Raw genomic sequence first — 882 nt, 5'->3', positions numbered from 1 at the left:
CGATCTTCCAGAACGGCGAAGTCCACACGGCTTCCCGGAACGACAGGCTGGCCGGCGCCGGCTTGCCGCTCGCGGCCTGGGCGCTGACCTGCTCCGGCAGCAGGTCGGTGTGCGCCGGCGCCGCCTCGCGCATGCACAGCAGCGCGGCCGGAATCGTCACCACGGCGAACACGAGCGCGAAGCCGACCAGCGTGGCCTGCCAGCCGACCGCACCGATCGCGGACGCGAGCACCGGCGTCAGGATCGCCATGCCGGCCATCGACCCGGTCGACAGGAAGAACAGCGCCATGCCGCGCTGGCGCGTGAACCAGCGGCTGATGATGGGCGTGAGCGCGACCGGGCTGGTGAAGCCGAGGCCGACCGACATCAGCACCCCGAAGGCGAGCAGGAAGCCCAGCGGCGTGCGGGCGTTGACGGTCCAGGCGATCGAGACGAACACGATGGCGGTGCCGAGCAGCAGCACGAAACGGGTGCCGTAACGGCCGACCAGGTAGCCCGCCAGCGGCATCGCCAGGCCGTAGCACAGCATGCCGATGGCGATGATCGAGGCCAGCAGGCTGCGCGAAAAGCCGAGGTCCTCGGCCATGGGCAGGAAGAAGGGGCCGATACCGAGGCGCATGCCGACGGTCAGCGTGGTCAGGAGGGTGGCGGCGGCGACGATGTTCCAGCCGAAGTACCAGGGGCGGTGTGTTGTCATGGAGTGCTGGCCTGGACGACAGCGGCGTCCGTCGGGCGAATTGATCAGGGGATCAATATATCAACACTTCGGGTCGGGCGTAAGAGAGCAGGCCCTGGCGCCGCAGCCACCGCGATGGCCGGGCAAGCCCGGGAACGACATCGCGTGGCGGTACTTCGTGCTACGGTAAGCGCGCGGCACGACAT

1 protein-coding gene is annotated in these 882 nt (G+C 69.0%); it reads right to left on the bottom strand.

Annotation, left to right across the window (positions count from 1 at the left end; genetic code table 11):
* A partial coding sequence (locus KVT32_RS27825; protein ID WP_217619165.1) for an MFS transporter occupies positions 1–697 on the bottom strand: 697 nt, incomplete at its 3' end.
* Positions 698–882: the final 185 nt, after the last annotated feature.

This window comes from Achromobacter sp. GbtcB20, assembly GCF_019091095.1.
Lineage (GTDB): Bacteria > Pseudomonadota > Gammaproteobacteria > Burkholderiales > Burkholderiaceae_B > Achromobacter > Achromobacter mucicolens.
This window is presented reverse-complemented; position numbering and strand designations above follow the sequence as displayed.